Origin of the sequence: Pseudomonas sp. NPDC008258 (genome assembly GCF_042956345.1) — a bacterium.
GTDB lineage: Bacteria > Pseudomonadota > Gammaproteobacteria > Pseudomonadales > Pseudomonadaceae > Aquipseudomonas.
In genome coordinates this window covers 55,717-81,666 of sequence record NZ_JBIBGE010000011.1, presented here as the reverse complement: position 1 = coordinate 81,666, position 25,950 = coordinate 55,717, and the positions used below count along the sequence as shown (strand labels likewise).

Sequence of the window (25,950 nt, the reverse complement as noted above, 5' to 3'; positions counted from 1 at the left end):
GACATACAGCCAACCCACCAAGGCCCATCGATGCTCGCCATCGAAAACCTCCACAAATCATTCCCCACCCCCCAAGGCCCGCTCCCGGTCCTACAGGGCGTCAACCTGCACCTGGCCCGCGGCAGCAGCCTGGCGCTGATGGGCGAGTCGGGCAGCGGCAAGAGCACCTTGCTGCACCTGGTCGCCGGCCTGGACCGTGCCGACAGTGGCCGCATCCTGATCGACGACTCGCCGCTCGACAGCCGCTCGGAAGCAGCGTTGGCGCAGTGGCGGCGGGAGGGCATTGGCCTGGTGTTCCAGCAATACAACCTGATCAGCAGCCTGGACGTGGCGGCAAACCTCGCATTTCAGGCAAGGCTGGCCGGCCGGCATGACCGGCAATGGGTGGCCTACCTGGCAGAACGCCTGGGCCTGGCGGATTTGCTGGGGCGCTACCCGGAACAGTTGTCCGGCGGCCAGCAGCAGCGGGTCGCCATTGGCCGTGCGTTGGCCGGGCGCCCGGCGTGGCTGCTGGCCGATGAGCCGACCGGCAGCCTTGACGAAGCCAGCAGTGACGAGGTGCTGAGCCTGCTGCTGCAACTGGTCGCCGAGGCCGGCAGTGGTGTGCTGATGGTGACCCATAGCCCACGGCTGGCGGCACGTTTGCAGCAGCGTTGCTACCTGCAAGCCGGCCGCGTTCAGCCAGGGCAGGGCTGATGAGGCTTTTGTCGCTGGCGGTGTTGGCGTTGCTCAGCCATTGGCGGCGCCATCGGGTGCAGTTTGTCAGCATATTGACCGGGCTGTGGCTGGCGACGGCGCTGTGGACGGGTGTACAGGCGCTGAACAGCCAGGCACGCAGTGACTATGCCCGGGCCAGTGCCGTACTGGCCGGGCCGTTGCAGGCGCAACTGGTGCCGCGCAATGGCGAGCGGTTCGACCAGGGGTTGTATGTGCAGCTGCGCAGGCAGGGATGGGCTGTGACACCGGTACTGGAAGGGCGCCTGCGCTTGCCGGGGGCGCCGGCACGTAGCATTCGGCTGATCGGCATCGAGCCCTTGAGCCTGCCGCCGGCCAGCAGTATCGCGGGCGTGCAGCCGCAAGCATTCGATTTGCAGGCATTCATCGGCTCACCCGGGCAAGCCTGGGTAGGGCCGGATACCTGGCGCCAACTGGGCGTAGGTCCACCGCGCGACAGCGAAGGGCAACAGCTTCCACCCTTGGTGCTTCAACCTGCGCTGGCGCCCGGTGTAATGATTGTCGACATCGGCCAGGCCCAGCGCTTGCTGCACGCGCCAGGGCAGTTGTCGCGGTTGTTGCTGGCCGGCGAGCCGGGGCCGCTGCCTGCCGCGATCGCGCCCTTGCTCGAATTGCAGCCGCCGCAGGACGACGGTGGCTTGCAGCGGCTGACCGACAGTTTTCACCTCAACCTGACCGCCCTTGGCCTGCTGGCGTTCGTTGTTGGCCTGTTCATCGCTCATGCCGCCATCGGCCTGGCACTGGAACAGCGCCGTGGCCTGATCCGCAACCTGCGTGCCTGTGGGGTGAGCTTGAACACCCTGCTGTGTGCCTTGATGCTGGAGCTGGGCCTGTTCGCCGTGCTGGGTGGGTTGGCCGGTGTGGTCAGTGGGTATGGGCTGGCCGCGTGGTTGTTGCCTGATGTGGCCGCCAGCTTGCGTGGCCTTTATGGCGCCCAGGTTGCCGGCACACTGAGCTTGCCCGCAGGGTGGTGGCTGACGGGAGTACTGGTGAGTGTGCTGGGTGCATTGCTGGCAGGCTTTGGCAGCGTGTTGCGTGCGGCCCGGTTGCCATTATTGGCGTTGGCACAACCTCAGGCCTGGCGGCTGGCGCAAGGGCCGTGGTCAAGGCGCCAGGCCAGCGTGGCGGGCTTTCTATTGTTGCTGGCGTTGGCCTGTGGCGTGCTGGGTAACAGCCTGACCAGCGCGTTTGCCATGCTGGCTGGGCTATTGCTGGCGGCGGCGCTGTTGTTGCCGGCGTTGCTCGACTGGGTGCTGGGTGTTTTGACGCGGTATTGCCAGCGCCCCTTGGCACAATGGTTTGTCGCCGATTGCCGCCAGCAACTGCCGGCCCTGAGCCTGGCGCTGATGGCCCTGTTGCTGGCACTGGCGGCCAGTGTTGGTGTGGGCAGCATGACCGAGGGCTTTCGCAAGACGTTCATCGGCTGGCTGGACACGCGCCTGTCTGCCGACCTGTATGTCACCCCTCGGGATACCGCCCAAGGTTTGCAGATTGCCGAATGGCTCGGCCAGCAACCTGCCGTGAGCACGGTGTTGCCTGGCTGGCGTGTTGAAACCCGATTGCAGGGTTGGCCGGTGCAGTTCCAGGGCATCGTCGATCACCCCATCTACCTCAAACGTTGGCCGTTGCTTGAGCAGCAGTCTCACGCCTGGGAGCAACTGGCCAGCGGGCAGGCCGTGATGCTCAGTGAACAATTGGCCAGGCGCTTGAAGCTGCACCTGGGCGACCGCCTGACGTTGCCTTCGCAGGCCATGACGGTGGTCGGGATCTATGCCGACTACGGCAACCCCAAGGGCCATGTGCTGGTGAATGCCGGTTGGTTGCGTGCGCACTGGCCAAAGGCGATGCTGACCGGGTTGAGCGTTGATCTGCCCGCCGACCAGGTGGCCGTCACCGAGGCTGCATTGCAGCAGCACTTCGGCCTGGACGACAGCCGCGTGGTAGAGCAGGCACGCCTGAAAAGTTGGTCTACCGACGTGTTCAACCGTACCTTCGCCGCCACCGCCGCGCTCAACAGCCTCACGCTTGGCGTGGCCGGCGTGGCGCTGTTCATCAACCTGCTGACGTTGGGCCAGACCCGGCTGAACCAGCTGGCACCACTGTGGGCGCTGGGCGTGCCGCGCAGGCGGCTGGTGTGGCTGAGCCTGGGGCAAACGCTGATGCTAAGCAGCTTCACGGTATTGCTGGCCATCCCGTTGGGGGTGTTGCTGGCCTGGTGCCTGGTGGCGGTGGTCAATGTGCAGGCGTTCGGCTGGCGCTTGCCGCTCTACATGTTCCCTGCGCAACTGGTGCAGCTGGCTGTGCTGGGCCTGTTTACCAGCCTGCTGGCCAGCGCCTGGCCGTTGTGGCAACTGGCGCGCCGCCAGCCCCGCGAACTGTTGAGGCCGTTTGCCGATGAAGCGTAGTGCGTGGTGGTTACTGTGCGGCCTGCTCAGTGCCTGTGACCAACCGGCACCACAAGGCTATGCCGGGCTTGGGCAGCAGGCAGGCGGGTTCAGCCAGGTCACCCGCGAGCATCGCCTGGCGTTCCCGCGTGACCACGGCCCTCATGAGGGTTTTCGCATCGAGTGGTGGTACGTCACCGCCAACCTCAAGGATGCCCAAGGGCGTGACTGGGGCGCGCAGTGGACGCTGTTCCGTTCGGCCCTGCGCCCAGGCCCGGAAACCGCCGACTGGAACAGCCCGAACGTGTGGATGGGGCACGCGGCCTTGACCGGCCCGGGTGGGCACCAGTCTGGCGAAACCCTGGCGCGCGGTGGTATCGGCCAGGCCGGTGTGCAGGCCCAGCCGTTCCGGGCGTGGATCAATGATTGGGCGTTGCAGGGCGGGGCTGGCATCGAGCGTTTGCACATGGTCGCCGGGGGCGCAGGTTTTCGCTACGACTTGCGGCTGGGCAGTGATCGGCCCTTGGTGCTGCATGGCGATCAGGGCTACAGCGAGAAGTCCGGCAAGGGGCAGGCCTCTTACTATTACAGCCAGCCGTTTTACCGTGTGCGCGGGGAAGTGGAGCGTGATGGCATGTGCATCGCGGTCACGGGCCAGGCCTGGCTCGACCGAGAATGGAGCAGCCAGCCGCTGGCGGCCGGGCAAACGGGTTGGGACTGGTTTTCGCTTCACCTGGGCAGTGGGGCAAAGTTGATGCTGTTCCAGGTGCGCGAGGCGCAGGGTGAGGCGTATCGGGCGGGTACCTGGGTGGGGCCGCAGGGTGAGGTTGTAGCGCTTGAAGCGGAGCAGATCCAGATGCACGCGCTGGCCTGGGCAGCTCAGAAAAATGGCAAGCGGGTGCCGACACGTTGGCGGGTACAGGTACCGGAGCATGGTGTGGATTTGCAGGTTGACGCAGTGCAACCGCAGGCATGGATGGATACGCGATTTCCGTACTGGGAAGGGCCGGTGCGGTTGACAGGGAATACGGGTGGGCGCGGGTATCTGGAAATGACGGGGTATTGACCTTGCCCCTGTCTCCTGCTGGAAACACATCTCTTCAGCGAGTCGTACATGCTGTGGGAGATTGCCCAGCCCATTGGGCTGCGCTGTCGCGCAGAGAACTGATGCCGGGCACATCGCGTACCCTGTGGGAGCGGGCGCGCCCGCGAACACCGGCGCAGCCGGTGCCATGCACCGCGTTGCTTGCTTCGCGGGCACGCCCGCTCCCACAGAGTCCCTGCTAGATCAGTAAGTGATGCGCAGTTCTATGAGAGCGGGTTTACCCGCGAAGCAAGCAACGCGGTGCATGGCACGGGCTGCACCGGTGTTCGCGGGTGAACCCACACAGAGATCGCATCAGGGCTGACAGGTGTTGGCCACAAGATATGCAGCGCCTGCGAGATCGAGCGCCGCGCGGGCGGCGCTCGATCTCACAGGCGCTGAAGATGCCATGGCGAGCACCCGGCAACCCACATTCAGTCCTTGACCAACCCCCGCAGCACCGTCCGAGCCGCCTCTGTGCGCAAGCACTCGATAAACAACCGGCTTTCCCGCGCCACCGTCGCCTCCAGCTCGGCCCGCTGGCTGTCCTTGAGCAACCGCTTGCTGATGCGCAGCGCCGTCTGCGGGTAACTTTGCAGCTGCCGCGCCACCCGCTGTGCAGCAGCCAGACACTGTTCGCCATCCTCATGCAGTTCATTGGCCAAGCCCCAGGCCACCATCTGTTCGCCATTCAGCAGCTCGTTGCCCAGCAGCAAGCGGGCCGCCCGGGCCTGGCCGAGCATGCGTGGCAGCAGCAGGCTGGAGCCGAACTCCGGGCACACACCCAGCGGTGCGAAAGGCATGCGCAACCTGGTTGAGCGGCTGACCAGCACCTGGTCGCAATGCAACAACAAGGTGGCACCAATGCCGATGGCCGCGCCACTGACTGCCGCGATCAGCGGCTTGTCCAGCCCCATGACCACCCGCATCAGGCGAAACACCGGGCTGTCCAGGTCGCCGGGCGGGTTGTCGAGAAAGTCGCGCAGGTCGTTGCCGGCAGTGAAGCACTGCGGCCCACCGGTGATGATGATGGCCTCTACGCTCGGGTCTTCACTGGCCCCCAACAGCAGGTCGCCCAGTTGCTGGTACATGGCCGTGTTCAGGGCATTGAGCTTGTCGGGGCGGTTGAAAACCAGGGTCAGCAGGCCTTGGTCCAGTTCGCGTGTGATCAGGTCGTTCATGGCAGCCGCTTTTATTGTTGTGGGCAGGGCATGGGTTTATCACGCAGTCCTGCTTGTTGTACAGTCGTTCAGTCCAGCCCTGAACCGAGAGCCGTCGATGAACCAGGAAGCCCGCTACCACCGTATGCTGCCGCAATTGCGCAAAGCCAACCTGGTCGAAGCGACCCTGGTGTGCCTCAAGCGCCATGGCTTTCAGGGCGCTTCGATTCGCAAGATCTCGGCCGAGGCGGGGGTTTCGGTCGGGCTGATCAGCCACCACTACGCCGGCAAGGACGAACTGGTGGCCGAGGCCTACCTGGCCGTTACCGGCCGGGTGATGGGCCTGCTGCGCGAGGCCATGGCCCAGGCTGCGCCCAATGCCCGCGAGCGGTTGTCGGCGTTTTTTCGCGCGTCCTTCTGCGCAGAGTTGCTCGACCCGCAACTGCTCGACGCCTGGCTGGCGTTCTGGGGGGCTGTGAAAACCGCCGATGCCATCAACCAGGTGCATGACCATTCCTATGGCGAGTACCGCAAGGAACTCAGCCAGTTGCTGGCCGAACTGGCCACGGATGAGGGCTGGCAGGGCTTCGACGCCGATCTCGCCGCCATCAGCCTCAGCGCCTTGCTCGACGGCCTGTGGCTGGAGTCGGGGCTCAACCCCGGCACCTTCACCCCCGAGCAGGGCGTGATTATCTGCGAGGCCTGGGTCGATGGCCTGCAAGCCGGCGGTCGGCGCCGCTTCAGCCTGCCCGAGGGCTGTTGATCGCCTGTTCAGTAACGAGTACGCTGCTGGCGCGAGTGTGTAAACAACACCAATAATAAAGAGACAACACGCAATGACGCCTCGGGTATTGATCGTTGATGACGATCCGCTTATTCGTGACTTGCTGCAGGCCTATCTGTCCCAGGAAGGCTATGACGTGCACTGCGCCGACACGGCAGAAAAGGCCGAAGCCCTGCTCGGCAGCCAGCCAGTCGACCTGGTGCTGCTGGATATCCGCCTGCCGGGGAAGGACGGCCTCACCCTGACCCGCGAGCTGCGGGTGCGCTCGGAGGTGGGCATCATCCTCATCACCGGCCGCAATGACGACATCGACCGCATCGTCGGCCTGGAATGCGGCGCCGACGATTACGTGATCAAGCCGCTCAACCCCCGTGAACTGGTGTCCCGCGCCAAGAACCTGATCCGCCGCGTGCGCCATGCCCGCGAGCAGCACCCGGCACCGGCCTGTGCACAGTCGCTGAAGCAGTTTGCCGACTGGGCGCTGGACACCGACCGCCGCCGCCTGATCGACGCGCGCGGCGGGCAAACCCTGCTGACCCATGGCGAGTTCCAGTTACTCAGCGTATTCCTGCGCAACAGCGGCCATACCCTGAGCCGCGACCAACTGATGGACCAGATTCGCAACCGCGAGTGGGTGCCCAACGACCGCTCCATCGACGTGCTGGTCGGCCGCCTGCGGCGCAAACTGCACGACGACCCGGCCGAACCGCAGTTGATCATCACCATTCACGGCACCGGTTACCTGTTCACTGCCAGCGTGGCGGCATGACCCACCGCGCCTGGGGGATGGCGCTGGCGTTGCTCAGCGTGCAGGCCGGCGCGGCGCAGACGGTGCGCTATTGCGATTATCCGGTGTATCCGCCGATTTCCTGGAGCGACGGCCACCAGGTGCGTGGCCTGGCGCCGACCGTGGTGCGCGAGCTGTTCGCACGCATGGGCTACCAGGTACAGACCGTGGTGCTGGGCAACTGGAAGCGCTGCCTGATGGATGCCGCAGCCGGCCGGGTGGATGTGGTGCTGGCCTACAACAGCGACCAGCGTGACCAGCGCATGCGCTTTTCCACCGAGCCGGTGGTGCGCGAAGAGGTGGCCGTTTTCTACAACCGCCTTCGGCCGGTTCGGTTCGCACGCCTGGAAGACCTGGCTGGCTACCGCGGTGGGTTGCTGTACGGTGAAAGCTATGGCGCAGAGTTCGACCAGTTCGTCGCCCGCCACCAGAACATTGAGCGGGTGTCTGCCAGCCAGCAGAATTTTGGCAAGCTGATCCGCGGGCGCATCGACTACGTGATCCAGGAGCGGCGTACCGGCGAGCTGTTCATCGAGCACCTGCCCGGGGCGCAGGACATCCGCGTATTACCCACGGCACTTAGCGTGGACTACCTGCGCGTTGCGGTTTCGCGGCAATCACCCCTGAGCCAGCATATGGACGAGATCGACGAGCAACTGCGGCGCATGAACCAGGCCGGTGAGATCGAGCGCTGGCTGGAGCAGAGCGAAGTGACTTACCGCGACATGATCAAGCTGCCGGCGGACGCCCGATGATCCGCCTGCACACTGATGGCCTGCTGCGCCGCCTGCTGGTGTTCATCCTGCTGTTCAGCTTGTGTTTCACCGTGTTGGCCAGCGGTGTGCAGCTGTACTTCGAATACCGCCGCGAGATGCGTGACATCGAGGCGCGCATGGCGTTGATCCGCGCTGGCTACCTGGCCAGCCTGGAGCGCAGCCTGTGGGACCTGGACGAGGCGCAGCTGGATACCCAACTGCGTGGCCTGGTGGACTTTTCCGACGTGGCCCGGGTGCGCCTGGTCAGCGAAGACTTCCAGCTATTACGGGGTGAAGCCGAGCCCAAAGGGCCGCTGCGCATCGAGCGCTTCCCCCTTGATTATCAGCCCCCCTCAGGGCCACCCAGGCACCTGGGAGAGCTGGAAGTCAGTATTGACCTTGGCGCCGTGCACCGTCGGCTGTACGCCACGGGCCTGGCCAGCCTGCTGTGGATGGGCGTGTTCCTGTGCGGCCTGGCGGTGGCATTGTCGGGGCTGTTCTATCGCCTGGTCACCCGCCATCTGCAAGTGATGGCCGAGTTTGCCCGGCGGATCGGTGCCGGGCAGTGGCAAGAACCGTTGCGCCTGGGCCGCCGTCGCTCGGCGCGCCCGGATGAAATCGACACCGTCGCCCACGCCCTGGACGACATGCGCCGCGCCATCCTCAGCGACATCGAGCGCCGCGAGCGAGATCGCCTGGCGTTGCAGGACAAGCGCGACGAACTGCAAGCCATGGTCGAACGCCGCACAGCCAGCCTGGCCCGGGCCAAGGATGACGCCGAGGCCGCCAACCTGGCCAAGTCGCGTTTCCTGGCAACCATGAGCCATGAGCTGCGCACCCCGCTCAACGGCATCCTGGGCATGGCCGAACTGCTGCGCGGTGGCCGCCTGGAAGCGCCCGACCGCCAGCGCGTCGAGGCGTTGTACAAAGCTGGCGAGGGCCTGTTGGCGATCCTCAACGAAGTGCTGTACTTCGCCCGGCTGGAGGAGGGGGAAAGCCGGGCCGAGCTGGTCGGTTTCTCGCTGCGCCAGTTGTGCCGGGAAGTGCTGGCGCTGCTCGAGCCCATGGCCGTGGCGAACGGCGACACGCTGCAACTGGACATTGATGAACAGCTGGCTGGGTATCAGCATGGCGCCGAGCAATACCTGCGCCAGGTGCTCAGCAACCTCTTGGCCAATGCCATCAAGTTCACCGAACACGGTCAGGTGCGGCTCAAGGTCCAGGTGCTGGCCAGCGACGGGGCTGCGCAGCGTGTGCGGCTGTCGGTCAGTGACAACGGGATTGGCATCGAGCCGGCCGTCCAGGCGAAAATCTTCGACCGCTTCGTGCAGGCCAGCGAGGCCGTGGCCCGGCGCTATGGCGGCACGGGCCTGGGCCTGGCGATCTGCAAGCACCTGGTGGAAAAACTGGGCGGCTGCATTGGCCTGGACAGCGTGCAAGGGCAGGGCAGCAACTTCTGGTTCGAACTCGACATTGCACATGGGCAGCAAGCTGCAAGCGGTGCTTCAGCCCCCACGGCCACGGCCAGCCTGGATATCCTGGTGGTCGAGGATGTGGCGCTGAACCGTGAAGTGGCGGGTGGCTTGCTGGTGTCTGATGGCCACCGGGTGAGCTTTGCCGACGATGCCGCGCAGGCCTTGCAGGTGTGCGCACAGCGGCGTTTCGACCTGATCCTGCTCGATGTCCACCTGCCCGGCATGAGCGGGGTGGAACTGTGCCGGCAGCTTCGCGCCAACCCGGGGCCAAACCGCCATAGCCGGATAGTGGCGCTGACCGCTGGCGTGCAACCGGGGCAGGTGTCGGGTTACCTGGAGGCCGGTATGCAGGGTGTGCTGGCCAAGCCGCTACGGTTGGTCAACCTTCGCCAGGCACTGGCCGAAGCGGCGCCCGCTGAACAGGCCCCTGTAGACCCGAACATGGACTGGTCGCTGCTGGCCACGCACCGCTCACTGCTGGGCGAAGAAAAGCTGCAAGGCCTTTTGAATGTGTTGCGCCAATCGCTGGAACAACACACCACAACGTTGGCCGAGGCGCTGTCGGCCCAGGACCATACCGATGTGCAGCACTTGGCCCACCGCCTGGCCGGCAGCTGCGACTCCCTTGGGTTCTCTGGCCTTGCTGGGCTGTTGCGACGCCTGGAAGACGCGGCGCGCGAGCATGACCAAAAGGCCCTGGACGCCCTCGCCGAGCCACTGGCAAGCCAGTTCGGCCAGGCCCGTGCCACCCTGGAACAGTTGATCCAGAGCTGACGTACAAAAAACTTACGACTTTTTACATCTTCGATCCGTTCGTACAACAGCACCTTACATCTGCTTCCAATAATCCATGGCAACCGTGTTGCACGCGGTCCATGAGGCTTATTGGAGACAAGAATAATGACATGCTCTGGCACTCAGCCCCTTCCTCGCACCACCCCGCGCACTTGCCACAATGGCGAGGTGTGCCATGACTGATACCCACGAGAAAATCCAGCTCACCCGCGCACTGAAAAGCCGGCACATCTTCATGCTGTCGCTGGGCGGAGTGATTGGCACCGGCCTGTTCATGGGCTCGGGCGTCACCATCAACCAGGGCGGCCCGGTGGGCGCCATCCTGGCCTACCTGGTGGCGGGTTTGCTGATGTACCTGGTGATGGTCTGCCTGGGTGAACTGTCGGTGCAGATGCCGGTGTCCGGCTCGTTCCAGGCTCATGCCACCAAATTCATCGGCCCGGCCACCGGCTTCATGATCGGCTGGGTTTACTGGATGAGCTGGGCGACCACGGTGGGCCTGGAGTTCACCGCCGCCGGCATGCTGATGACCCGCTGGTTCCCCGAGGTGCCGATCTGGTACTGGTCGGCGTTGTTCGTGGTCGTGCTGTTCGGCCTCAATGCCTTGGCCACCCGTGCTTTTGGCGAGGCGGAGTACTGGTTCTCGGGCATCAAGGTGGCAACCATCCTCGGCTTCATCGTCATCGGGCTGTTGGTTATTTTCGGCGCCATCCCGCTGAGCAGCGGGGCACCGGCACCGATGCTGGACAACCTGGTGGGCGAGTCGCTGTTCCCACACGGCCTGTCGGCGGTGTTCGCGGTGATGATGACGGTGGTCTATGCCTTCCAGGGCTGCGAAATCATGGGGGTGGCGGCCGGTGAGACCGAGCACCCGGAAAAGAGCATCCCGCGGGCGGTGCGCAACGTGGTGTTCCGTGTGCTGATCTTCTACGTGCTGGCCATTGCCGTGTTGTCGGCCATCGTGCCGTTCGAGCAGGCCGGGTTGATGGAAAGCCCGTTCGTGCAGGTGTTCGACATGGTCGGCATCCCTTACGCCGCCGACCTGATGAACTTCGTCATCCTGACCGCCATCCTGTCGGTGGGCAACTCCGGGCTGTATGCGTCCACGCGTATCCTGTGGGCCATGTCCAAGAGCGGCATGGCACCGAAGAGCCTGTCGCCGCTGAGCAAACGCGGCGTGCCGCTGCGGGCGCTGAGCATCACCCTGTGCTTTGCCTTGATCTCGTTGATGACCAGTTTCATTGCCGCCGACACCCTGTTCATGGTGCTGATGGCGGTGAGCGGCATGTCCGGCACCGTGACCTGGATCGTCATTGCCCTTGCGCAGTATCGCTTTCGCAAGGTGTACCTGCGTGAGGGCGGGCAATTGCAGGACTTGAAGTACAAGGCACCGCTGTACCCGCTGGTGCCGCTGCTGTGCATCACCCTGTGCAGCTCGCTGTTCGTGTTCCTGGCGCTGGATGAAACCCAGCGGCCGTCGCTGTATTGGGGCTTTGGCTTCATTGCCCTGTGCTATGCGGCGTATTACTTCGTCAATCGCCGTCGGCAGGGGGCCTTCGAGCCGAGTGCGCCGGGGGTTTGATTGAATATTGCCGGGGCCGCGTTGCGGCCCTTTCGCGACACAAGGCCGCTCCCACAGGTACAGCGCAAGCCGGAAGGCTGCGAGATGACATGTGGGAGCGGCCTTGTGTCGCGAAAGGGGCGCAACGCGCCCCCAGCAATCTCACAGTTGTACAAAGTTGTAACAATCACCTGAGGTTCAGCGCTTTTAAAGTCAATAAAATCGTTAGAAAACAATTAGTTAAATGAATTTAAAGCGCTATTGCAGACTCATTCCCCAGCAATTGCCGCCTTGCTGAACACTCGTTTAGTATCTCCCTCATCAAGCCCTCTCAAAACCATCACAACAACACCGAGGCCCCCCATGACCACCCCGTCATCGTCACTGTTGAGCAAGGTCGAAGCCGGCGTTGCCTGGATCACCCTCAACCGCCCCGAGCAGCGCAACGCGCTGGACATCCCCACCCTCAAGCAGTTGCACGCCTTACTCGACAGCCACAACGGCGACCCTGCCGTACGCGTGGTGGTGCTGACCGGCAGCGGCCGCAGCTTTTGCGCCGGTGCCGACCTGGCCGAGTGGGCCGCCGCCGAAGCCGCAGGCACCCTGGAAACCTACGGCTGGACCGAAACCGCCCACGCCCTGATGCTGCGCCTGCACAGCCTGGACAAACCGACCATCGCCGCCATCAACGGCACCGCCGTGGGCGGTGGCATGGACCTCAGCTTGTGCTGCGACCTGCGCATCGCCGCCGCCTCGGCGCGTTTCAAGGCTGGCTACACCAGCATGGGCTACAGCCCCGATGCCGGCGCCAGCTGGCACTTGCCGCGGCTGATCGGCAGCGAACAGGCCAAGCGCCTGTTGTTCCTTGATGAACTGTGGGGCGCCGAACGCGCCCTGGCAGCCGGGCTGGTCAGCGACGTGTGCCCTGACGAACAACTGCCGGCAGTAACCGCCGAACTGGCCGGGCGCCTGGCCAACGGCCCGACCTTCGCCTACGCGCAAACCAAGCGGCTGATCCGCGACGGCGCCCGGCGCGAGCTGGCCGAACAGCTGGAGGCCGAACGCCACGCCGGCCTGCTGTGCGGCCGCAGCCAGGATGGCGCCGAGGCGCTGCAAGCCTCGGTTGAGCGCCGCGCCCCGCGTTTCACCGGCCAGTAACCCGATACCGACCCTGACCAGGACCTTCGCAGATGAATTTCCAACTGACCCAAGAACAAGAAATGTTGGTGGAAGCGGTACGCAGCTTTGTTGCCAAGGAGCTGCTGCCCCATGAAGAAGCGGTGGACCGCGCTGATGCCGTGTCGCCCGAGCTTGCCGCGCAGATTCGCGGCAAGGCCATCGCCGCCGGGTTCTACGCCTTCAACATGCCCGAGGAAGTCGGCGGCGGTGGCCTGGACTACCTGTCCCAGGCGCTGATCGAACGCGAGCTGTCCAAGGTGTCCTGGGCGCTGCACGTGTTCGTTGCCCGGCCTTCGAAAATTCTCATGGCCTGCAAGGATGAGCAGATCAACGACTACCTGCTGCCCTGCGTGCAGGGTGAGAAAACCGACTGCTTCGCCCTGACCGAACCGGGCGCCGGCTCTGATGCCAATGCCATCAAGACACGCGCCGTGCGCCAGGGCGATGAGTTTGTCATCAACGGCAGCAAGCACTTCATCAGCCACGCCGGGCATGCCGACTTCGCCATCGTCTTCGCCGTCACCGACACCTACGAGCACAACGGGCGCAAGCGCAACGCCGTCACGGCCTTCCTGGTGGACCGTGGCACGCCGGGCATGACCATCCGCCGTGGCCCCAAGTGCGTGAGCAACCGCGGATACCACACCTACGAACTGTTCTTCGACGACTGCCGGGTGCCGGCCTGCAAGGTGCTGGGTGAAGTCGACAAGGGTTGGGAGGTGGCCAATGCCTGGCTCACCGCCGGCCGGGTGATGGTCGCCGCCAACTGCGTCGGCCAGGCCCAGCGCGCCCTCGACCTGTCGCTGCAATGGGCTGCTGACCGCAAGCAGTTTGGCCAGGCCATCGGCAGCTACCAGGGCGTGTCGTTCAAGCTGGCCGACATGGCCACGCAGATTCGTGCCGCTGAAATGCTCACCCTGCACACCGCCTGGAAGATGGACCAGGGCAGCATGACCGATGGCGAGGCCGGCATGGCCAAGCTCTTTGCCAGCGAAACGCTGGGCAAGGTCGCCGACGAAGCCGTACAGATTTTCGGCGGCATGGGCCTGATGGACGAAGGCCCCGTCGAACGCATCTGGCGTAACGCGCGCATTGAGCGCATCTGGGAAGGCACCTCGGAGATCCAGCGGCACATCATCGCCCGCGAATTGCTGCGCCCGCTGCTGCGTTGAGCGCCAGGAGAACACCCATGTCGCATTCGATTCGTGACAACCTCAAGCGCCTGCTGGCGCCCCGGCACCTGGCCTTCGTTGGCGGGCGCAGCATGGCGCGGGCTCTCAAGCGCTGCGCCGAAGGGGGCTTTGGCGGCGAGCTGTGGCTGGTCAACCCGCAGCATGAAAGCCTCGAAGGCATCCCCTGTGTGGCGCAGGTGGCAGACTTGCCTTATGCACCGGACGCGGTGTTCATCGCCACCAACCGTGAACTGACCTTGCAATGTGTGGCCGAGTTGGCCGCACGGGGTGCCGGTGGTGCCATCTGCTATGCCTCCGGCTTTGCCGAAAGCGGTGAGGAGGGCCGACTGTTGCAACAGCGCCTGCTTGACGCTGCTGGCGACATGGCCTTGCTCGGCCCCAACTGCTACGGCCTGCTCGACTACCTGCACGGCGCCGCGCTGTGGCCAGTGGCTCATGGCGGTAAACAGGTGGAGAAGGGCGTGGCGATCCTTACCCAGAGCGGCAACTTCGCCTACAACCTGTCCATGAGTGACCGCTCGTTGCCGGTGGCCTACATGGCCTCTGTCGGCAACCAGGCGCAGCTGGGCGTGGCCGAGTTGATGGACGTTCTGCTCGACGATCCTCGGGTCACTGCCATCGGCCTGCACCTGGAAGGCCTGAAGAACGTGCCGGGCTTTGCCCGCGCCGCCTACAAGGCGCTGCAACAGGGCACGCCAATCATTGCCCTGAAGACAGGCGTGTCGCAGATCGGTGCGGAACTGGCACTTAGCCACACCAGTTCGCTGTCCGGTCCCGATGCCTTGTACGACAGCCTGTTCCAGCGCCTGGGGGTAATCCGCGTCAGTGGCCCGGTGAGCTTTGTCGAAACGCTCAAGGCCGCCGCTTGCGGGCGCTTGCCGGCCGACGGCGAGCTGATTGCATTGGCTTGTTCAGGGGGGGATGCCGGCCTGATTGCCGACTATGCCGAGCGCAACCAGTTGAACCTGCCCAAGCTGGAACACACGCAGGTGGCGCAACTGGCCGACGTGTTGCCGGCCTATGCCAACCTGGTCAACCCGCTGGATTTCACCACGGCCATCTGGGGCGATGCAGCCGCCCTGCAACGCATGCTCGACAGCACGCTCAGCGGCGCTGCCGACGCGGCCATGCTGGTGCTCGACTACCCGGCGGAATTTACTGGCGAACGCAAGGAGTGCGACCTGCTGCTGGCGCTGTACTGCGATGCGCTGGAGCGCCACGGCAAAATCGGCTTCGTGACCTCGGCCTTCCCGGAACTGCTACCCGCCAGCGCACGTGAGCGCCTGCATTCACGCGGCATCGCTGCTTTGCAGGGCGTCGAGGACGGCCTGGCGGCCTGGGGCCGAATCGTCGCCTACCAACGTAACCGGCAAAGGTTGCTGGAGCAGGGCGAGGCAGCAAGGGTACCGCTGTGCCCGCAGGCCCTTACCGACGAGAGCCGGCTGCTGGACGAATGGCAATCCAAACAGGCCCTGCGCGCTTTCGGCCTGCCGGTACCAGCAGGGGTGCTGAGCACGCCCGAGCGCGCCGTGACAGACGCCGTTCGCGTGGGTTACCCGCTGGTGCTCAAGGCCGTCAGCGCACAGCTGCCGCACAAGACCGAAGCGGGCGCGGTGGCGCTAAACCTGCGCGATGCCGCCGCCCTGGAGGTTGCACTGGTGCAGATGCGCCAACGCATCGCGGCCTACGCCCCGCAAGCAGCGTTCGACCAGGTGCTGCTCGAACCCATGGCTGAGCCGCCGCTGGCCGAACTGATCGTCGGCATCAAGCGCGAACAGGACTTCGCCCTGGCCCTGGTGATTGGCGCCGGTGGCGTGCTGGTGGAGCTGCTCAAGGACAGCGTCAGCCTGTTGCTGCCCACCACCGACAGCGCCATTCGTGCGGCATTGCTGAACCTGCGCAGTGCCAGCCTGCTGCAAGGCTTCCGCGGCCGCCCGGCCGCCGACCTCGACGCCTTGGTCGCAGCCATCCGTGCAGTGGCCGACTATGCCTGTGAAAACGCCGGGCAACTGCTGGAACTGGATGTGAACCCATTGATGGTCGGTGCCCACGGCACCACTGCGGTCGATGCGCTGATCCGCCTCGGCCAGGCGCAAGGAGAACGACATGAATGACCTGACCCTGACTGCCGGCCAGGCGCTGGTGCGCCTGTTGGCCAACTATGGCGTAGAGACGGTGTTCGGTATCCCCGGGGTGCACACCCTGGAGCTGTACCGCGGCCTGCCGGGCAGCGGTATTCGCCATGTGCTGACCCGGCACGAGCAGGGCGCCGGTTTCATGGCCGATGGCTACGCCCGGGTCAGCGGCAAGCCAGGGGTCTGCTTTGTCATCACCGGCCCCGGGGTGACCAACGCCGCCACCGCCATCGGCCAGGCCTATGCCGACTCGGTGCCGATGCTGGTGATTTCCAGCGTCAACCACACCGCCAGCCTGGGCAAGGGCTGGGGTTGCCTGCACGAAACCCAGGACCAACGCGCCATGACTGCGCCGATCACGGCGTTTTCTGCCGTGGCCCTGCGGGGCGAAGACCTGCCCGAGCTGGTTGCCCGCGCCTGGGCCGTGTTCGACAGTGAACGGCCGCGCCCGGTGCATATCTCGGTACCACTGGACGTGCTGGCTGCGCCGGTGAGCCGCGACTGGAGCGATGAAGTGGTGCGCCGCCCTGGGCGTGGCCAGCCGTGCCGTGAAACCCTCGACCAGGCTGCCCTCAAGCTGGCAGCAGCCAAGCGGCCGATGATCATTGCCGGAGGAGGGGCGTTGCATGCGGCCGAACAACTGGCCCGGTTGAGCACCCGGCTGGCGGCACCGCTGTTCACCAGCGTGGCTGGCAAGGGCCTGCTGCCGCCTGACGCACCACTGAATGCCGGTTCAAGCCTGTGCGTGGAACCTGGCTGGCAACTGATCAGCCAGGCCGATGTGGTGCTGGCAGTGGGCACCGAAATGGCCGATACCGACTTCTGGCGCGAGCGCCTGCCGATCACTGGCGAGCTGTTGCGCGTGGACATCGACCCACGCAAGTTCAACGATTTCTACCCTTGTGCCATTGCCCTGTACGGCGATGCCCGGCAAACCGTGGCCGGCTTGCTCGATCACTTGCCGGCACTCGACCGCGAGCCGGCCCAGGCCAGTGAAGCGGTGGCCAGCCTGCGTCGGGCCATCCGTAATGGGCATGCGCCTTTGCAGGCTACGCACCAGGCCATTCTTGACCGCATTGCCGCCGTGCTGCCCGACGACGCATTCATCAGCAGCGACATGACCCAGTTGGCCTACACCGGCAACTACGCCTTCGCCAGCCGGGCGCCGCGCAGCTGGCTGCATCCCAACGGCTACGGCACCCTCGGCTACGGCTTGCCGGCCGGCATTGGCGGCATGCTCGCCACCGACCACCGCCCCGGCCTGGTACTGGTGGGCGACGGTGGTTTCCTTTATACCGCCCAGGAACTCGCCACGGCCGTAGAAGAGCTGGACCGGCCCTTGGTGGTGCTGCTGTGGAACAACGACGCCCTCGGCCAGATCCGCGATGACATGATCGGCCTGGACATCGAGCCGGTCGGCGTGCTGCCGCGTAACCCGGACTTCACCGGCCTGGCCCGTGCCTTTGGTTGCGCAGTGCGCCAGCCGCGTGATCTGGACGCGTTGCAGGCCGACTTGGCCAGCGGTTTTGCCACACCCGGCGTGACCTTTATCGAACTCAAACACACCTGCGTCTGTTAAAGCGCGCACAACGACAAGAACAAGAGAAACCAACATGCCATTTCGCCGCACCCTTCTGGCCGCATCCCTGGCCCTGCTGATCACCGGTCAAGCCCCGCTGTATGCCGCGCCGCCACTGTCGATGGACAACGGCACCAACGCCCTGACCGTGCAAAACAGCAACGCCTGGGTCGAAGTCAGCGCCAGCGCGCTGCAACACAACATCCGTACCCTGCAGGCCGAACTGGCCGGCAAATCAAAGCTGTGCGCAGTGCTCAAGGCCGATGCCTATGGCCACGGTATCGGCCTGGTAATGCCGTCGATCATCGCCCAAGGCGTGCCTTGCGTGGCGGTGGCCAGCAACGAGGAGGCTAGAGTAGTTCGCGCCAGCGGCTTTACCGGGCAACTGGTGCGGGTACGCCTGGCCAGCCTGAGCGAGCTGGAAGATGCCTTGCAGTACGATATGGAAGAGCTGGTCGGCAGCGCCGACTTCGCACGCCAGGTTGATGCAATCGCCGCACGCCATGGCAAGACCTTGCGGATCCACATGGCGCTCAACTCCAGCGGCATGAGCCGCAACGGCGTTGAAATGGCCACGTGGTCCGGCCGCGGCGAAGCGTTGCAGATCACCGACCAGAAGCACCTCAAGCTGGTCGCGCTGATGACCCACTTCGCCGTGGAAGACAAGGACGATGTACGCAAGGGCCTGGCAGCGTTCAACGAGCAAACCGACTGGCTGATCAAGCACGCCAAACTCGACCGCAGCAAGCTCACCCTGCATGCCGCCAACTCGTTCGCTACGCTGGAGGTGCCGGAAGCGCGCCTGGACATGGTGCGCACCGGTGGCGCGCTGTTTGGTGACACTGTGCCGGAGCGCACCGAATACAAACGCGCCATGCAGTTCAAATCGCACGTGGCGGCGGTGCACAGCTACCCGGCCGGCAACACCGTCGGCTACGACCGCACCTTCACCCTGGCCCGTGATTCGCGCCTGGCCAATATCACGGTCGGCTATTCCGACGGCTATCGCCGGGTGTTCACCAACAAGGGCCATGTGTTGATCAACGGCCACCGCGTGCCGGTGGTGGGCAAGGTGTCGATGAACACGCTGATGGTGGATGTCACCGACTTCCCTGACGTGAAGGGTGGCAACGAAGTGGTGCTGTTCGGCAAGCAGGCCGGGGCTGAAATCACCCAGGCCGAGATGGAAGAAATCAACGGCGCGTTGCTCGCCGACTTGTACACCGTGTGGGGCAGTTCCAACCCGAAGATCCTCGTCGACTGAAACCGCCAAAGAAGGGAGATTGCCATGCGCTACGCCAAGCTTACCCAACGCATCGCCGGCGACGGGGCTGCGGCCTGGGACATCCACTACCGCGCCCTGGCGTTGCAGGCCGAGGGCAAGGACATCCTGTTGCTGTCGGTAGGTGACCCGGACTTCGACACACCTGCGCCGATCGTCGAGGCGGCCATCGACAGCCTGCGTGCGGGCCACACCCATTACGCCGATGTGCGCGGCAAGCTGGCCCTGCGCCAGGCCATTGCCAACCGCCACCGCCAGCGCAGTGGCCAGGCCGTCAACGCCGACCAGGTGACGGTGCTGGCTGGGGCCCAGTGTGCGCTGTACTGCGTCGCCCAGTGTGTGCTGGACCCCGGTGACGAGGTGCTCGTTGCCGAACCCATGTACGTCACCTATGAGGCGGTGTTCGGTGCCTGTGGTGCCAAGGTGGTGCCGGTGCCGGTCAAGCCGGAGAACGGCTTCCGTGTGTGCCCGCGTGATGTAGCGGCGCGCATTACCCCGCGTACCCGCGCCCTGGCCTTGAACAGCCCGCACAACCCCTCGGGGGCGAGCCTGCCTCGCGCCACCTGGGAAGCCTTGGCCGAACTGTGCATCGCCCATGACCTGTGGTTGATCTCTGATGAGGTGTACAGCGAGTTGCTGTACGAAGGCGAACATGTAAGCCCCGCCAGCCTGCCGGGCATGGCCGAGCGCACGGCCACCCTCAACAGCCTGTCGAAGTCGCACGCCATGACCGGCTGGCGGATGGGCTGGGTGGTCGGCTCGACGGACCTGGCCACCCACCTGGAAAACCTCGCCCTGTGCATGCTGTACGGCTCGCCGGACTTCATCCAGGACGCTGCCGTGGTGGCGCTGGAGCAGCAGTTGCCTGAACTGGATGCCATGCGCGAGGCCTACCGCCAGCGCCGTGACCTGGTGTGCGAGCAGTTGGCCGGCTGCCCGGGCCTGAAGGCGCTGAAGCCCGATGGTGGCATGTTCGTGATGGTGGATATCCGCGAAACCGGCCTCAGCGCCCAGGCCTTCGCCGACCGCCTGCTGGACAGCCAGGGGGTATCGGTACTTGCCGGCGAAGCCTTTGGCCCCAGCGCCGCCGGGCATATCCGCCTGGGCCTGGTGCTCGGTAATGAGGCGCTGGTCGATGCCTGCCAGCGCATCGCCTGCTGTGCCGGCGAATTGATGCAAGGCTAGGCCACAGCGGCAAAACAACCTGTTTTGTGCAAGGAGAACACGAGTGAATGTACTGATCGTCCACGCTCACCCCGAGCCACAATCGTTTACCGCCGCATTGCGCGACCAGGCCGTGGAAACCTTCCGCGCCCAGGGCCACCAGGTGCAGGTGAGCGACCTTTACGCCATGGGCTGGAACCCGGTGGCCAGTGCTGAAGACTTTACCCAGCGTGAGAACCCGCAGTACCTGGTGTATGCGCTGGAGCAACGCCAGGGGGTAAAGCGCGGTGCCATTGCCGAGGACATCCAGCAGGAGCTGGACAAGCTGCTGTGGGCTGACCTGCTGGTGCTGAACTTCCCGATCTTCTGGTTCTCGGCACCGGCCATGCTCAAGGGCTGGATCGACCGGGTGCTGGTGTCGGGGGTGTGCTATGGCGGCAAGCGCTTCTACGACCAGGGCGGGTTGGCGGGCAAGCGGGCGCTGGTGACCGTGACCCTGGGCGGGCGCGAGCACATGTTTGGCGAGGGGGCGATCCATGGCCCGCTGGAGGATATGTTACGGCCGATCTTGCGTGGCACCCTGGCCTATGTCGGCTTTGACGTACTGGCGCCGTTCGTGGCCTGGCATGTGCCGTATATCAGCGATGAGGCGCGGCAGGGCTTCCTGCAGCAGTACCGGCAGCGGCTGGAGCAGCTCAGCGATGACCAGCCGCTGGTGTTTCCAAAGCTGGCGCAGTTCGATGAGGCGCTGTACCCACTCCCCTGAGCCGAACGCAGTTCCTGTGGGAGCCCAGCCCATTGGGCTGCGCTGTCGCGCAGAGAACTGATGCTGGGCGCTCCGCGTACCCTGTGGGAGCGGGCGTGCCCGCGAAGAATCCAACGCGATGCATGGCACCGGCTGCGCCGGTGTTCGCGGGCATGCCCGCTCCCACAGGGTCCTCGCTAAATCAGTAAGTTATGCGCAGTTCTATGGGACCGCGTGGGCCTTGAAAACATGCAGACGGTGTCTGAAAACGACCACCCACACATTCGGGGTATGTCCCCCTTCGGCAAATCCCCCGATAGTGAACCCATCGGCTCGAACCGGAGCATTCACACGATGGAGTTGCCATGCGCAAGGTACTGAAGGTGATGGGTGGCCTGCTGCTGGCGTCGGGCGTCAGCCTGGCCCAGGCGGCAGAGGTGGACAGCGGTAACACGTTGCGGTTGTACAACTGGACCGACTACATCGGCGAAACCACCTTGGCCGACTTCGAGAAGGCCACCGGCATCAAGGTCATCTACGACACCTTCGATGGCTACGAAACGGTGCAGACCAAACTGCTCACCGGCCGTTCCGGCTACGACCTGGTCATGCTCAACGCCTCCCTGGTGCCGCCGCTGATCAGCGCCGGGGTGTTCCAGGCGCTGGACAAGCAGCAACTGCCCAGCTGGCACAACCTCGACCAGCAAGTCGTCAACAACCTGCAAGGCTACGACCCAGGCCTGAAGTATTCGGCGCCCTACACCTGGGGTAGCTCGGGGGTCACCTACAACGTCGACAAGATCACCGCACGCATGCCCGACGCCCCCATCGGTTCGTTGGCCATGCTGTTCGACCCCAAGATCGTCTCGCGCTTTGCCGATTGCGGCGTAACCCTGATGGACGCACCCACCGAGGTGATCCCGCTGGCCCTGCAATACCTGGGCAAAGACCCGCGCAGCGCATCCGCAGCCGACCTCAAGGCCGCCGAAAAACTGCTGCTAAGCATCCGCCCTTACATTCGCAAGTTCGACTCGGTCAACTACCTCACCAGCCTGCCCAACGGCGATGTCTGCCTGGCCCTGACCTGGTCCGGCGACTACGCCACCGCCCAGGCCCGTGCGGTGGAGGCGAAGAAGGACATCAAGCTGTCGTTCTTCATCCCCCAGGAAGGTTCGCTGATCTGGTTCGACAACCTGTACATCCCCAAGGATGCCCCGCACGCGGCCAACGCTCACCGCTTCATCGAGTTCCTGCTGCAGCCGCCGACCATGGCCAAGGTCACCGACTACATCCACTACGCCAACAGCAACGCCGCCGCCACCGCACTGGTGAGTGACGACATCCGCCAGGACCCGGCCATCTACCCCGACGCACAAACCCGTGAGCGCCTGTTCGCGCAGAAAACCCAGAGCCCGAAAGACACGCGCGCCATTACCCGGGTCTGGAGCACGGTCAAGACCGGGTTCTGAACACTGCCCAACGATTCCCGCCAAGGAGCTGCCCATGGCCACCCCAAGCAAAGCATTCGCCATTGCCCACGACCCACTGGTGGAAGCCGACAAGGCCCACTACATGCACGGTTACCACGTGTTCGACGAACACCGCGAGCAAGGTGCGCTGAACATTGTCGCCGGTGAAGGCGCTTATATCCGTGACACCCACGGCAACCGCTTTCTCGATGCCGTCGGCGGCATGTGGTGCACCAACATCGGCCTGGGCCGCGAGGAGATGGCCCTGGCCATCGCCGACCAGGTCCGGCAGCTGGCGTATTCCAACCCGTTTTCCGACATGGCCAACGACGTGGCCATCGAGCTGTGCCAGAAGCTTGCGCAGCTGGCACCGGGCGATCTGGACCATGTGTTCCTCACCACCGGTGGCTCGACCGCTGTCGACACCGCCTACCGGCTGATCCAGTACTACCAGAACTGCCGCGGCAAGCCGCACAAGAAACACATCATCGCCCGCTACAACGCCTATCACGGCTCCACCACGCTGACCATGTCGATTGGCAACAAGGCCGCCGACCGGGTACCGGAGTTCGACTACCACCACGACCTGATCCACCACGTCTCCAACCCCAACCCGTACCGCGCCCCACATGACATGGACGAGGCCGAGTTCCTCGACTTTCTGGTGGCCGAGTTCGAGGACAAGATCCTTTCGCTAGGCGCCGACAACGTGGCGGCATTCTTCGCCGAGCCGATCATGGGGTCGGGCGGGGTGATCATTCCGCCCAAGGGTTACTTCCAGCGCATGTGGCAGCTGTGCCAGACCTACGACATCCTGTTCGTCGCCGATGAAGTGGTGACCTCGTTCGGGCGCCTTGGCACGTTCTTCGCCAGCGAGGAGCTGTTTGGCGTTACCCCCGACATCATCACCACCGCCAAGGGCCTGACCTCGGCCTACCTGCCGCTGGGCGCGTGCATCTTCTCCGAACGTATCTGGAAGGTCATTGCCGAGCCGGGCAAGGGCCGCTGCTTCACCCATGGTTTTACCTACAGCGGTCACCCGGTGTGCTGCACGGCGGCGCTGAAGAACATCGAGATCATCGAGCGCGAGCGCTTGCTGGACCATGTGAAGGACGTTGGCGGCTACCTGGAGCAACGCCTGCAAAGCCTGCGCGAGTTGCCGCTGGTGGGTAATGTGCGCTGTATGAAGCTGATGGCCTGTGTCGAGTTTGTGGCCGACAAGGCCAGCAAGGCGCTGTTCCCGGACGAGGTGAACATTGGCGAACGCATCCACAGCAAGGCCCAGGCAAAAGGGCTGCTGGTGCGCCCGATCATGCACCTGAACGTGATGTCGCCGCCGTTGATCGTTACCCATGCGCAGGTGGACGAGATCGTCGAGACCCTGCGCCAGTGCATCATCGAAACCGCGCGGGAACTGACCGCGCTTGGCCTGTACCAGGGCCGATGAACCTGGCGCAAAGGGCTGTGCGAGGGCGTGCCCGGCAGGCTAGACTGCCGGGCATGACCCAGGCCACTCCCGAAACTCCGCTTACCCTCACCATGGGCGCGCTGCAGCAATGGCATGCTGCGTTGCAGCGTGCATTGGCCAATAGCGAAACCCCCGACGCGCTGGCGTATGTTGCCGCTGCCATCGGCCAGCTGGTGCAGGTGGAATCGATGATGATCAGCCTGGAGTGCCAGGGGCGGGCGCCGCAGCTGTTGTACCAGCAAGGCATTCCCGAACTGCACCGTGCTGCTGTGCTGGAACGCTACTTCAGCGCAGGCTACCTGCTCGACCCGTTCTGCCTGGCCGTGCAAGGCGGCCTGGCCGAGGGCTTTTACCACCTTCAGGAAATCGCCCCCGACAATTTCTTCGACAGTGACTACTACAAGGCCTATTACCTGGCTACCGGTTGCAGCGAAGACAGCTACTACATCGTCGACCTCAGTGCGGGCCGCAAGTTGTCGTTGAGCCTGTTCCAGGGTTGCAGCGGCACGCCCTTGAGTGCGGGGCAGGTGGATTTGCTGCGGGCGCTGGAGCCGATGGTGCGTGAACTCTTGGGGCGCTATGCCCGACACAACCTGGAGCCCGGCACTGCACCGGCCGAGCGCGGCGGCTTGCAAGCGGCGTTCGACAGCTTTGGCTGCCAGGTGCTGACCGACCGTGAGCGCGAGGTGGCACACATGATCCTGCGTGGGCACTCGGTGAAGTCCACTGCGCTGGAGCTGGGTATCTCACCGGAGACGGTGCGCATGCACCGCAAGAACCTGTACCTGAAGCTGGAGATCAACTCGCAGTCGGAGTTGTTTGCGCGGTTTATCGATTGGTTGCGGGGTGATCAGCTGAAAATCTAGAAGTTATCGCGGTCCCTGTGGGAGCGGGCGTGCCCGCGAACACGGGCGTAGCCCGTGCCATCCATCGCGGTGCCTGTTTCGCGGGCATGCCCGCTCCCACAGGGATCGCGTCAAGTCTGAAATTCCGGGTAGGTCACGAAGCGGCCAGGCGGGCTTCGAGGGCGGCGATGTGCGCCTGTAGCCGCTCGTGCTCCTGGCGCTCGGCACTGATGTCTTCGAACACGCTGATCAGGTGCTCCGGCTCACCGTTGTCGTGGCGTTGCAGCGAGGTGCGTGCGCGCACCCAGATGTACTGCCCATTCTTGTGGCGCACGCGCTTTTCCACTTCGTAACGTTCGGTTTCGCCGGCCAGCATGCGTTGCAGCAGCTGCATGTTCAGCGGCAGGTCGTCGGGGTGGGTGATGTGCTGGAACGTCGTGGCATAGAGCTCTTCGGCGCGGTAGCCCAGCATGTCGCACAAGCTGCTGTTGACCCGTTGCCAGGTACCGTTCGGGTCGATGTAGGCGAGGGCGCCCCAGGCCAGCTCGAAAATCGCCCGAAAGCGCTCTTCGCTTTGCCTCAGCGCCTGCTGCGCCACCTGGCGTTCGGTGTTGTCCATGCTGATGCCGACCATCTTCACCGAGCGCCCGGCACTGTCGCGTACCACCGTGGCGCGGGACGAAATCCAGCACAACGTACCGTCAGGGCGGGTGAGGCGAAAATCACATTCGCAACTGGTGCCGCTTTGCACCGTCTCGGCATACATCGCCTGCATGCGTGCCACATCTTCGGCCGGCAGGTGCTTCCAGAAGTCTTCGTTGTGGTGCACCGGCCAGCCGTACACCTGCTCGACGTTGGGTGAATAGGTGACTTCGTCGCTGATCAGGTTCCATTCCCAGGTGACGATGCGTGCGCCTTCCTGGGCCAGCTTCATGCGCGTTTCGCTTTCCATGATCTCGGCGGTCAGGCGCCGACGCAGGTCGGTCATCGGCAGCTCCACCACCTGCGGTTGCTGGATGTTCTGCAACGCCTCGTCGCCATAGCGCAGCCAGATCCAGTTCACCTTGAGAAAGTCGGCCAGCTTGCGCAGGTTGTCGTAGTCGATCTCGCCGCCACGGGTCCACTTGTGCACGGCGGTGCGCGAAATGCCCAAGGCCGTGCCCACGGCTTGCAGGGTCAGCTTGTGATGCTCGAGCAGTTCCTTGAGGCGGAAGGCAAAGCTGTTTTCCAACATCGGCAGGGTGTCCTGATCTGGGCCAAGAACCTGCCAGTATACGCAACTTGTCAACTTTGGGTTGACGTAAGGGGAGTTGGGCGCAATACCTGTGGGAGCGGGCTTGCCCGCGAAGCAGGCACCGCGGTGGATGGCAC

Annotated in this window: 20 protein-coding genes; 18 read left to right on the top strand and 2 right to left on the bottom strand. The window is 64.5% G+C overall.

What is annotated here, in order from left to right; translation table 11 throughout:
* The first annotated feature begins 30 nt into the window (after positions 1–30).
* The 3 genes from ACFY9W_RS11300 to ACFY9W_RS11290 are packed head-to-tail and all read left to right on the top strand — an operon-like array spanning position 31 to position 4,185.
* Positions 31–696, top strand: coding sequence for an ATP-binding cassette domain-containing protein (locus ACFY9W_RS11300; RefSeq protein ID WP_391129809.1), 666 nt, complete (start codon positions 31–33; stop codon positions 694–696).
* Entirely contained in the window at positions 696–3,140 is a 2,445-nt protein-coding gene (locus ACFY9W_RS11295; RefSeq protein WP_391129806.1) for an FtsX-like permease family protein, read from the top strand. Before ACFY9W_RS11300 ends, ACFY9W_RS11295 begins: the two co-directional genes overlap by 1 nt.
* Entirely contained in the window at positions 3,130–4,185 is a 1,056-nt protein-coding gene (locus ACFY9W_RS11290; RefSeq protein ID WP_391129803.1) for a lipocalin-like domain-containing protein, read from the top strand. Before ACFY9W_RS11295 ends, ACFY9W_RS11290 begins: the two co-directional genes overlap by 11 nt.
* 452 nt (positions 4,186–4,637) lie before the next feature.
* On the opposite strand, the gene ACFY9W_RS11285 is transcribed toward ACFY9W_RS11290, so the two are convergent.
* Positions 4,638–5,384, bottom strand: coding sequence for an enoyl-CoA hydratase-related protein (locus ACFY9W_RS11285; protein WP_391129800.1), 747 nt, complete (start codon positions 5,382–5,384; stop codon positions 4,638–4,640).
* A 97-nt stretch (positions 5,385–5,481) separates the two neighbouring features.
* On the opposite strand from ACFY9W_RS11285, the gene ACFY9W_RS11280 reads away from it, so the two are divergent.
* The 15 genes from ACFY9W_RS11280 to ACFY9W_RS11210 all read left to right on the top strand — a co-directional run bounded on the left by ACFY9W_RS11280 (position 5,482) and on the right by ACFY9W_RS11210 (position 24,600).
* Positions 5,482–6,126: a TetR family transcriptional regulator C-terminal domain-containing protein gene (locus ACFY9W_RS11280; RefSeq protein WP_391129797.1), complete on the top strand. Its 645-nt coding sequence runs from the start codon at positions 5,482–5,484 to the stop codon at positions 6,124–6,126.
* Positions 6,127–6,199: 73 nt separating this feature from the next.
* Positions 6,200–6,916, top strand: a complete 717-nt coding sequence (locus ACFY9W_RS11275; protein WP_391129794.1) for a response regulator — start codon at positions 6,200–6,202, stop codon at positions 6,914–6,916.
* Positions 6,913–7,689 (top strand): transporter substrate-binding domain-containing protein, encoded by a 777-nt coding sequence (locus ACFY9W_RS11270; RefSeq protein WP_391129791.1) that lies wholly within the window; start codon positions 6,913–6,915, stop codon positions 7,687–7,689. The genes ACFY9W_RS11275 and ACFY9W_RS11270 overlap by 4 nt, the downstream gene beginning before the upstream one ends.
* Entirely contained in the window at positions 7,686–9,938 is a 2,253-nt protein-coding gene (locus tag ACFY9W_RS11265) for an ATP-binding protein (protein ID WP_391129788.1), read from the top strand. The genes ACFY9W_RS11270 and ACFY9W_RS11265 overlap by 4 nt, the downstream gene beginning before the upstream one ends.
* 196 nt (positions 9,939–10,134) lie before the next feature.
* The gene (locus ACFY9W_RS11260; protein WP_391129785.1) at positions 10,135–11,541 is read left to right on the top strand and encodes an amino acid permease; all 1,407 of its coding nucleotides are present in this window, start codon (positions 10,135–10,137) and stop codon (positions 11,539–11,541) included.
* A gap of 342 nt (positions 11,542–11,883) precedes the next feature.
* On the top strand, positions 11,884–12,678 hold the full coding sequence (locus ACFY9W_RS11255) for an enoyl-CoA hydratase-related protein (protein ID WP_391129782.1): 795 nt from the start codon (positions 11,884–11,886) through the stop codon (positions 12,676–12,678).
* 32 nt (positions 12,679–12,710) lie between these two features.
* Positions 12,711–13,871, top strand: coding sequence for an acyl-CoA dehydrogenase family protein (locus tag ACFY9W_RS11250; protein WP_391129779.1), 1,161 nt, complete (start codon positions 12,711–12,713; stop codon positions 13,869–13,871).
* Between the two features lie 17 nt (positions 13,872–13,888).
* Positions 13,889–16,006 carry an acetate--CoA ligase family protein gene (locus tag ACFY9W_RS11245; protein ID WP_391129776.1) on the top strand — a complete coding sequence of 706 codons (2,118 nt, stop codon included), beginning with the start codon at positions 13,889–13,891 and terminating at the stop codon, positions 16,004–16,006.
* On the top strand, positions 15,999–17,606 hold the full coding sequence (locus ACFY9W_RS11240) for a 5-guanidino-2-oxopentanoate decarboxylase (RefSeq protein ID WP_391129773.1): 1,608 nt from the start codon (positions 15,999–16,001) through the stop codon (positions 17,604–17,606). The genes ACFY9W_RS11245 and ACFY9W_RS11240 overlap by 8 nt, the downstream gene beginning before the upstream one ends.
* A gap of 34 nt (positions 17,607–17,640) precedes the next feature.
* Positions 17,641–18,870: an alanine racemase gene (gene alr / locus ACFY9W_RS11235; RefSeq protein ID WP_391129770.1), complete on the top strand. Its 1,230-nt coding sequence runs from the start codon at positions 17,641–17,643 to the stop codon at positions 18,868–18,870.
* A 24-nt stretch (positions 18,871–18,894) separates the two neighbouring features.
* On the top strand, positions 18,895–20,073 hold the full coding sequence (locus tag ACFY9W_RS11230; RefSeq protein WP_391129767.1) for an aminotransferase class I/II-fold pyridoxal phosphate-dependent enzyme: 1,179 nt from the start codon (positions 18,895–18,897) through the stop codon (positions 20,071–20,073).
* A 43-nt stretch (positions 20,074–20,116) separates the two neighbouring features.
* Entirely contained in the window at positions 20,117–20,818 is a 702-nt protein-coding gene (locus tag ACFY9W_RS11225; protein WP_391129764.1) for an NAD(P)H-dependent oxidoreductase, read from the top strand.
* A gap of 344 nt (positions 20,819–21,162) precedes the next feature.
* Positions 21,163–22,266 carry an extracellular solute-binding protein gene (locus ACFY9W_RS11220; protein ID WP_391129761.1) on the top strand — a complete coding sequence of 368 codons (1,104 nt, stop codon included), beginning with the start codon at positions 21,163–21,165 and terminating at the stop codon, positions 22,264–22,266.
* Between the two features lie 34 nt (positions 22,267–22,300).
* On the top strand, positions 22,301–23,713 hold the full coding sequence (locus ACFY9W_RS11215; RefSeq protein WP_391129758.1) for an aminotransferase: 1,413 nt from the start codon (positions 22,301–22,303) through the stop codon (positions 23,711–23,713).
* A 53-nt stretch (positions 23,714–23,766) separates the two neighbouring features.
* Positions 23,767–24,600 (top strand): LuxR C-terminal-related transcriptional regulator, encoded by an 834-nt coding sequence (locus tag ACFY9W_RS11210; protein ID WP_391129755.1) that lies wholly within the window; start codon positions 23,767–23,769, stop codon positions 24,598–24,600.
* Positions 24,601–24,733: 133 nt separating this feature from the next.
* On the opposite strand, the gene ACFY9W_RS11205 is transcribed toward ACFY9W_RS11210, so the two are convergent.
* Complete coding sequence (locus ACFY9W_RS11205) at positions 24,734–25,813, bottom strand: PAS domain-containing protein (protein WP_391129752.1); 1,080 nt, start codon at positions 25,811–25,813, stop codon at positions 24,734–24,736.
* Positions 25,814–25,950: the final 137 nt, after the last annotated feature.

Excerpts from the sequence above, each read along its gene's own strand:
- ACFY9W_RS11300 (WP_391129809.1), top strand. The coding sequence starts at position 31 with ATGCTCGCCATCGAAAACCTCCACAAATCATTCCCCACCCCCCAAGGC.
- ACFY9W_RS11295 (WP_391129806.1), top strand. The coding sequence starts at position 696 with ATGAGGCTTTTGTCGCTGGCGGTGTTGGCGTTGCTCAGCCATTGGCGG.
- ACFY9W_RS11290 (WP_391129803.1), top strand. The coding sequence starts at position 3,130 with ATGAAGCGTAGTGCGTGGTGGTTACTGTGCGGCCTGCTCAGTGCCTGT.
- ACFY9W_RS11285 (WP_391129800.1), bottom strand. The coding sequence starts at position 5,384 with ATGAACGACCTGATCACACGCGAACTGGACCAAGGCCTGCTGACCCTG.
- ACFY9W_RS11280 (WP_391129797.1), top strand. The coding sequence starts at position 5,482 with ATGAACCAGGAAGCCCGCTACCACCGTATGCTGCCGCAATTGCGCAAA.
- ACFY9W_RS11275 (WP_391129794.1), top strand. The coding sequence starts at position 6,200 with ATGACGCCTCGGGTATTGATCGTTGATGACGATCCGCTTATTCGTGAC.
- ACFY9W_RS11270 (WP_391129791.1), top strand. The coding sequence starts at position 6,913 with ATGACCCACCGCGCCTGGGGGATGGCGCTGGCGTTGCTCAGCGTGCAG.
- ACFY9W_RS11265 (WP_391129788.1), top strand. The coding sequence starts at position 7,686 with ATGATCCGCCTGCACACTGATGGCCTGCTGCGCCGCCTGCTGGTGTTC.
- ACFY9W_RS11260 (WP_391129785.1), top strand. The coding sequence starts at position 10,135 with ATGACTGATACCCACGAGAAAATCCAGCTCACCCGCGCACTGAAAAGC.
- ACFY9W_RS11255 (WP_391129782.1), top strand. The coding sequence starts at position 11,884 with ATGACCACCCCGTCATCGTCACTGTTGAGCAAGGTCGAAGCCGGCGTT.
- ACFY9W_RS11250 (WP_391129779.1), top strand. The coding sequence starts at position 12,711 with ATGAATTTCCAACTGACCCAAGAACAAGAAATGTTGGTGGAAGCGGTA.
- ACFY9W_RS11245 (WP_391129776.1), top strand. The coding sequence starts at position 13,889 with ATGTCGCATTCGATTCGTGACAACCTCAAGCGCCTGCTGGCGCCCCGG.
- ACFY9W_RS11240 (WP_391129773.1), top strand. The coding sequence starts at position 15,999 with ATGAATGACCTGACCCTGACTGCCGGCCAGGCGCTGGTGCGCCTGTTG.
- alr (WP_391129770.1), top strand. The coding sequence starts at position 17,641 with ATGCCATTTCGCCGCACCCTTCTGGCCGCATCCCTGGCCCTGCTGATC.
- ACFY9W_RS11230 (WP_391129767.1), top strand. The coding sequence starts at position 18,895 with ATGCGCTACGCCAAGCTTACCCAACGCATCGCCGGCGACGGGGCTGCG.
- ACFY9W_RS11220 (WP_391129761.1), top strand. The coding sequence starts at position 21,163 with ATGCGCAAGGTACTGAAGGTGATGGGTGGCCTGCTGCTGGCGTCGGGC.
- ACFY9W_RS11215 (WP_391129758.1), top strand. The coding sequence starts at position 22,301 with ATGGCCACCCCAAGCAAAGCATTCGCCATTGCCCACGACCCACTGGTG.
- ACFY9W_RS11210 (WP_391129755.1), top strand. The coding sequence starts at position 23,767 with ATGACCCAGGCCACTCCCGAAACTCCGCTTACCCTCACCATGGGCGCG.
- ACFY9W_RS11205 (WP_391129752.1), bottom strand. The coding sequence starts at position 25,813 with ATGTTGGAAAACAGCTTTGCCTTCCGCCTCAAGGAACTGCTCGAGCAT.